At 49.1% G+C, this 6,000-nt stretch carries 6 protein-coding genes; 4 read left to right on the plus strand and 2 right to left on the minus strand.

Annotated elements, in window-relative coordinates; genetic code table 11:
- The first annotated feature begins 290 nt into the window (after positions 1 to 290).
- The gene (locus tag QUB33_RS14950) at positions 291 to 488 is read left to right on the plus strand and encodes a hypothetical protein (protein ID WP_333208830.1); all 198 of its coding nucleotides are present in this window, start codon (positions 291 to 293) and stop codon (positions 486 to 488) included.
- A 7-nt stretch (positions 489 to 495) separates the two neighbouring features.
- On the plus strand, positions 496 to 1,233 hold the full coding sequence (locus QUB33_RS14955; protein ID WP_333351397.1) for a class I SAM-dependent methyltransferase: 738 nt from the start codon (positions 496 to 498) through the stop codon (positions 1,231 to 1,233).
- 260 nt (positions 1,234 to 1,493) lie between these two features.
- On the opposite strand, the gene QUB33_RS14960 is transcribed toward QUB33_RS14955, so the two are convergent.
- Both QUB33_RS14960 and QUB33_RS14965 read right to left on the minus strand, forming a co-directional pair.
- Positions 1,494 to 3,227 carry a hypothetical protein gene (locus QUB33_RS14960; RefSeq protein WP_333351398.1) on the minus strand — a complete coding sequence of 578 codons (1,734 nt, stop codon included), beginning with the start codon at positions 3,225 to 3,227 and terminating at the stop codon, positions 1,494 to 1,496.
- Positions 3,228 to 3,853: 626 nt separating this feature from the next.
- Positions 3,854 to 4,333 carry an NUDIX domain-containing protein gene (locus QUB33_RS14965; RefSeq protein WP_190662957.1) on the minus strand — a complete coding sequence of 160 codons (480 nt, stop codon included), beginning with the start codon at positions 4,331 to 4,333 and terminating at the stop codon, positions 3,854 to 3,856.
- A gap of 152 nt (positions 4,334 to 4,485) precedes the next feature.
- Here QUB33_RS14965 and QUB33_RS14970 point away from each other — a divergent pair, with 152 nt between their 5' ends.
- On the plus strand, positions 4,486 to 5,187 hold the full coding sequence (locus QUB33_RS14970; protein WP_333351399.1) for an alpha/beta fold hydrolase: 702 nt from the start codon (positions 4,486 to 4,488) through the stop codon (positions 5,185 to 5,187).
- A gap of 494 nt (positions 5,188 to 5,681) precedes the next feature.
- Positions 5,682 to 5,912 carry a type II toxin-antitoxin system Phd/YefM family antitoxin gene (locus QUB33_RS14975; RefSeq protein ID WP_333320907.1) on the plus strand — a complete coding sequence of 77 codons (231 nt, stop codon included), beginning with the start codon at positions 5,682 to 5,684 and terminating at the stop codon, positions 5,910 to 5,912.
- Positions 5,913 to 6,000: the final 88 nt, after the last annotated feature.

Here is a 6,000-nt window from a genome sequence, read left to right on the forward strand (position 1 = left end):
TTCTGTCATCAGTCATTCCCAATTCTTTAATTCTTCAATTCTTCAATCTAAAATGGTATAAGTCCTCAGAATCATCGACTTTTGGCAGAAGCCCCTTCTTGCTTGCTCCGTGAAAGCTATTTCAGGGGTGTTATTTTTAAGTTTGTGGCTAGCGGGGAGTTGGAAGTCTCTTTCTGAAGGTGGAATTACTACGGCTAGCGGTGCGCTTTGGCATCTGATAAATGATAGATTAAGGGTAGCGCTTTGACTAGCTGACCCAAAATCCTATCCATTGCTTAGGGGTTTTTTAAATGAGTACGTTAATTAGCTTGGCATTGCTGATCGCTTACGGTGGCGGTATTTGGAAATTTTGGAATGGTTTCGATCGCACTAACTTCGACAGAAGTTTTACAAATCGCCTGAAGCTCGCGCTGCTCTGGCCGGCGTTAATTTTTAATAAGCCTTACCGCCAAAACTTTACAAAAGCTCTCAAAGCCTCTAAAAGGTAATTCAAGAATGTCTAAAAAGTCCGATCGCCCAGCAGCGGGTCAGGAGCAGACTTGGTTTGCTAAAGGAAAATCAGATAGCTGGCAAGTTTTACTGTCGCAAGTCGCTTCTCGATTCGATCGCGAATACCGGGGAGAAGCTTTCGCTTTACCCGAAGAAGTCGAAGCAATGCCGATTTTCCTAGAATCTGTTGCAGGAACTCTCCAAGCAAAAACAGTTTCTCCCTTCTGGAAAATTGCCAAACCTCAAAAAAATCAGCGCTGTTTAGACATTGGCTGCGGAGTCAGCTTTCTCATCTACCCTTGGCGGGATTGGGAGGCATATTTTTACGGTCAAGAAATCAGCAGCGCGGCGCGAGACGCCTTAAACGCTCGCGGCCCTCAGCTCAATTCTAAGCTGTTCAAAGGCGTAGAATGGGCTCCCGCTCACCAGTTAAATTACGAGGAGGCTCAGTTCGATTTATGCCTCGCTACAGGCTTTAGCTGCTACTATCCCATAGACTATTGGAGTATTGTCATGGGAGAAGTAAAGCGGGTACTAAAACCGGGCGGTCATTTTGTTTTTGATGTTCTCAACCCCGATGCTCCTTTAGCAGAAGATTGGGCAATTTTGGAAACTTATCGAGCCGGCGACGTATTTTTAGAGACAATTGAAGATTGGGAAAAAATGATTAAAGCTGCGGGCGCTAAGGTAGTAAAAAAGCAAAGCGGCGACTTATTTCAAATGTATAAAGTTCAATACAATTGAGAGGTTAAGGGGAATAAATAATTAGCTTTGCAGTCAAAAATTCAATCCTCCAAAGCCTGGTCGGGGGGACGAAAAACAACTTCATTCTTAGTGGATAAAGTAGGGTGCGTCAGCAAGTAGAAATTAGTTTGAGAAGCAACAAATATTCAAGCTGATGCACCCTACTAACTACTAACTCACAATAGTCAAGCAAGCAGATTGGATATTACCCATTCCCCTACCGGATTGCCAATTATCGATGCCCAATTACCGATGCCCAATTAATTTTCGGTAGCGGCAGGAGATGGCGCTGCTTCCGGCGATGGCGACACTTCCGGGGCAGGAGATGGCGACACTTCGGCAGCAGGAGATGGCGCTGCTTCCGGCGATGGCGACACTTCCGGGGCAGGAGAGGGTGCAGCTTCGGGCTGCGGGGACTCTTCGGCGGCAGGAGATGGCGCTGCTTCGGGCTGCGGAGACTCTTGGGCGGCAGGAGATGGCGCTGCTTCGGGCTGCGGGGACTCTTCGGCGGGTTGCCGTTGAGGAGAAGGCGACTGTTCCGCTGCTGGTTTCGGTTCAGGCGAGGGTGACGGTTGAGCCGCAGGCTTGGGTGCGGGCGACGACGGTTTGGCCCCTGGCTGCGGTTTGGTGGCCGGGGCCGGCGGCTTCTCAAACTGCGGTTTCACTTCAATAGGCGCTGGGGAGGGCTGGCCGGTTGGTCTGCTGGGCACTGTCGGGGCGGGCGCTGGCTGTTGGCCTGGTGGGTTGGGCCTGGTTGGTGTGACAGGAAGGCCACTGCAAACTTTTTCGTCGTACTTAAACTCGACAGCCAGTTGGTAAAGCTTGTGCGTGCTGGCTGCTTCAAATGTTAGAGAAGGGCTAATAATCGCAATTTTAGCCGCATTGTCGAGAATACCGTAACCCGTGGGGACGATCGGCTGAGGCTCGGCCTTGAGCAAGCCTTGAGGGCTGACAACTGCTCCAAAAACAGCTCTTCCTTGGAGTTTTTCCGAGCAAGCTGTTACGGGATAAGGGACAGGCACAGGAGTCGGGCCCGTCATTTCCAAGTCAGGATAAGCCTTTTTGAATTTCTCAAACAAAGCAACATAGGTATTTGCAGCCGCCAGCAGTGTCTCTCTGTCGGTGGGTAAGTTTGAACCCGGTTGTCCGGACTGTCCTAGCTGTTGCTGTCCCTCTTCAAATTGTTGTCTCCTGATTCTTTCTTCGGGAGTTCCTGCGATGAGATTCCTTTTATTGGGATCTTTTTGAGTCAATTTTGGTACTCCATCGGGTCCCACATTCCTGCTAATTGGGAATTCCGGGGTAAAGACTGGAGCTCCGTCTGGAAATAGTGGGAGTCCGCCTCTACTGGCTATGATCTTTTTGAGCGCCTCTGCTTCATCTTCCGAGCCGCCACCGGGAAGCTGGGGCGCTTCTGGCAGCGATGGCGGCGGCGGGATATTGCGATCGAAATTACCCGGTAAGGGCGGGAAAAGAAAACCGCTGGGAGGTACGGGTGGGACGAAAGTGGGTGTTGTTGGCTGGGGGGGGGTTCTGACTGTTGGGGATGATGGAGTTTTGGGAGGTGGCGGGGCTGTTGGGGCCGTGAAGGGCGGGAGAGGGGAAGGAGGGAGAGGGGAAAAGAATCCAGGAGGGGGCATTCCCGGCGGCATGGCGGGCAAGTTGATGGTATCAGGTGGGGGGGGCAAGGGCGGGGCTAACTTTGGCGCTGGCCGAAGGGGAACTGGTGCGATCGAAAATGGCGTAAATCGCGTATTAGACGGTCTCGGTGGTAGGGTTTGTGGCAGGCGGCCGGCTTCTGCGGGAGTTAGCTCTACTAAGCCGACAGAACCGGGGATATTTTTTGAGGAATTTCCACCATAAATTATGTTTGAGAGCGTCGGGGCAGTGACTCCGAACACTCCGTGAAGGCTGACAGAAGCTAGGGCTGCCCACCAATAAGGCTGGCGCAGCGGTTCGGAAAGGGTGTTGGCTAGGGAGGAAGAGTCAGTCATTTAAATTTTAGATTTTAGATTTTAGATTTTAGATTGGGGGATTGGGAGATTGTTAGATTTTAGATTTTAGATTGGGGAATTGGGGGATTGAGTGATTGGGGGATTGGTAATTTATATGGTTGTGGTTGTGATTGAGTGTGAATTCGTTTTAATGAGGAGAGGTGTGGAATTTAAAGGTATAATTTTAGCACGATCGCCCTCGAAGTTGCCCGCTCGACTTTTATTAAGATTTCGCGACCCTCACATCCAGCACTCAAGCGTAGAAACCCGGTTTTTTGCCTGCTTCCACGCTTGTATAGCAACCGCAAATAGGGTGGGGAGGTTGTTAATTGCTCAAACCATTGTTTTCCTTGCCGAATGCCTTTAGCCAAATCCTATACACGGTTTCTCAGGTATTGTTGAGAATGGTCAGCGGGCCTCAGGCGGGCAGGACTGGCGCGATCTAAAAAACAGACTGCACCGCTGCTATACCGTCTTTCTCCGGGATCTGGAGCGCCACTTATTCATTAAACACGATCGATCCGTTCGATCGACCCCTGTTTCCAATTCGGTTACACAACCGGATTCATCCGTGGAAGTAATTATTCAATCGAAAATCCCAAATCCAAAATCCAAAATCGATGGATTCACCAGCGATAGCGGTAATTTTTAAAAGGAGCTCCCTCGATGGTGAGCAAGTCGATGGGATAAATTGGAGCGCCGCTTGCCATATATTGAAACATTTCTCGAACTTCCTCTCCCCGCAACGACAACTGGTCTAATTCCTTGAGAGAATACCAGCCCGCGCACAAAGTATGCTCATCCGGCTTACTCTTGGGCGGCGTCTTATCTTGTGGACGAGCCACAAAAATGACTCGGAGGCGCACATTACCCTTAGGCATCACTGTGTGCTCTACCCGGAGAATTCCCTCAATGATGATGGAAATGCCCGCTTCCTCAAGGGTATTACGCATAGCAGCTTCGAGCAAAGTCTCCCCTTTTTCCACTCGCCCTGCTGGGAGATACCACTGCTGCTCGTACTTGCGCTCTTGTACCAGTAGAAAACGGTCTTCTAAGTGAACGACAACTAGGGTAAAATACCATGTTTGAATCGGCTCGCGAGCCATAGAAGTAGATATTCCCTAAGCAAAAGGTTTAACGAGCGGCAGATGTTAGCAATCCAAAGGATGCTTCGGCAAGCGTCTTTGAACTTGAAAAACAGATCGTAGCACTCCGGCCGCAAAATCTAAAATCTAAAATCTAAAATCTAAAATTGACAATGCCATTACCAACCGTGATTTTACCAGGATATTTTGCTGCTGCTTCCGACTATCGCGAATTAGAAAAGTCTCTGGTCGATCGAGGTTTCCCAACAGTAACAGTGCCTCTGGGCAAGGGAGATTGGTTGCCGACTTTTGGCGGGCGGTCGATGGTGCCAATTTTGCGACAGCTCGATCGCACAGTCAAACAAATGTTACAGCAATACGGCGTTTCCCAGATCAATCTCGTCGGTCATTCCGCCGGCGGCTGGATTTCTCGCATCTATTTGGGCGAAAAGCCTTACACCATTCACGGCGACGTGCTTGAGGACGCGGGTTTGTGGGAAGCTCACCCTTATGTGAATACTTTAATCACTTTAGGCACGCCGCACGTCTCTCAAGAGCGCTGGACGCGCAAAAATCTAGATTTTGTCAAAATTCACTATCCCGGGGCTTTTCACCCGCAGGTGCGCTACGTGTGCGCTGCTGGGAAGGCTGTTTTTGGGAAGCGCGGTTTAGGGACTTGGCTGGCTTATAAAAGTTACGAGTTGACTGTGGGGAAAGGTGAAACTTGGGGAGATGGAATTACGCCGGTGGAAGCTGCTGTTTTGGATGGGGCCGAAAATTTGGTGTTGGAGGGGGTTTGGCATTCGCCTCGTTCTCCGGGGAAGTGGTACGGTTCGGCGGAGGTTTTGCCGACTTGGATTGAATATTTGCGTTAGAAACGAACTGCGAAGACGCGAAGGACGCGAAGGAAGAAGCAGAAGGTTTAAGAGGTGGATTTAGTTAGGATTTGATATTAGGAGCGAGTTTAGTGCTGCAAAACTCGCCCCCCCGATGCTATGTTTGCTTAAATTTTTATCACTAACTCAATAGAGTGAAAAAATATTTTATGTGCATCATCGGTAAGATTCAGAAGTCACGGCGAACCACACAATCAAATTAGAGGTTGGCTGGGGTGGAATTGGGCGACAATGCTACTGTGCGCTTGGACGCATATAACGAATTTTAGCCGGATGCTTTGTTGAGAATTGATGCGGGAGGTCGATCACCAATTAGCGATGATGATTATGTGCGATCGCACTCCGTAGAATCATCGCAGTGTTTGGTATTGGGAGTGAGGGGCGATCGCTCTTTTTTTAACTCAAGCATCGCTTTCCATCTAATCCTCGCATTATCATAGTAGAAATAGAATAAGATTGTGAAAGGTGAACAAATGGCACAAATTACCACGACTGAATTACCTCAAACCCTCCAGACTCTACTTATAGAGGTCGAACGTACCAAAACCCCCCTCACCATCATCCATGAAGGGAAACCATTAGTGATTATCTATCCTGCCACTACCCAAACCCTACGCCCTGTATTTGGCACAATGAAAGGAAGCGGTGAAATATTAGGAGATTTAATTGCTCCTGTCGCCGAACTATGGGAAGTTTTGGAATGAAACTTTTACTTTATAGAACCCATTTGGGATCTATTCACTTACCACATCTGCCAACCGTTTGAGCATTAGCCGAATAAAACATAGATTG

It is taken from the genome of Microcoleus sp. B3-A4, from assembly GCF_036705385.1.
Lineage (GTDB): Bacteria > Cyanobacteriota > Cyanobacteriia > Cyanobacteriales > Microcoleaceae > Microcoleus.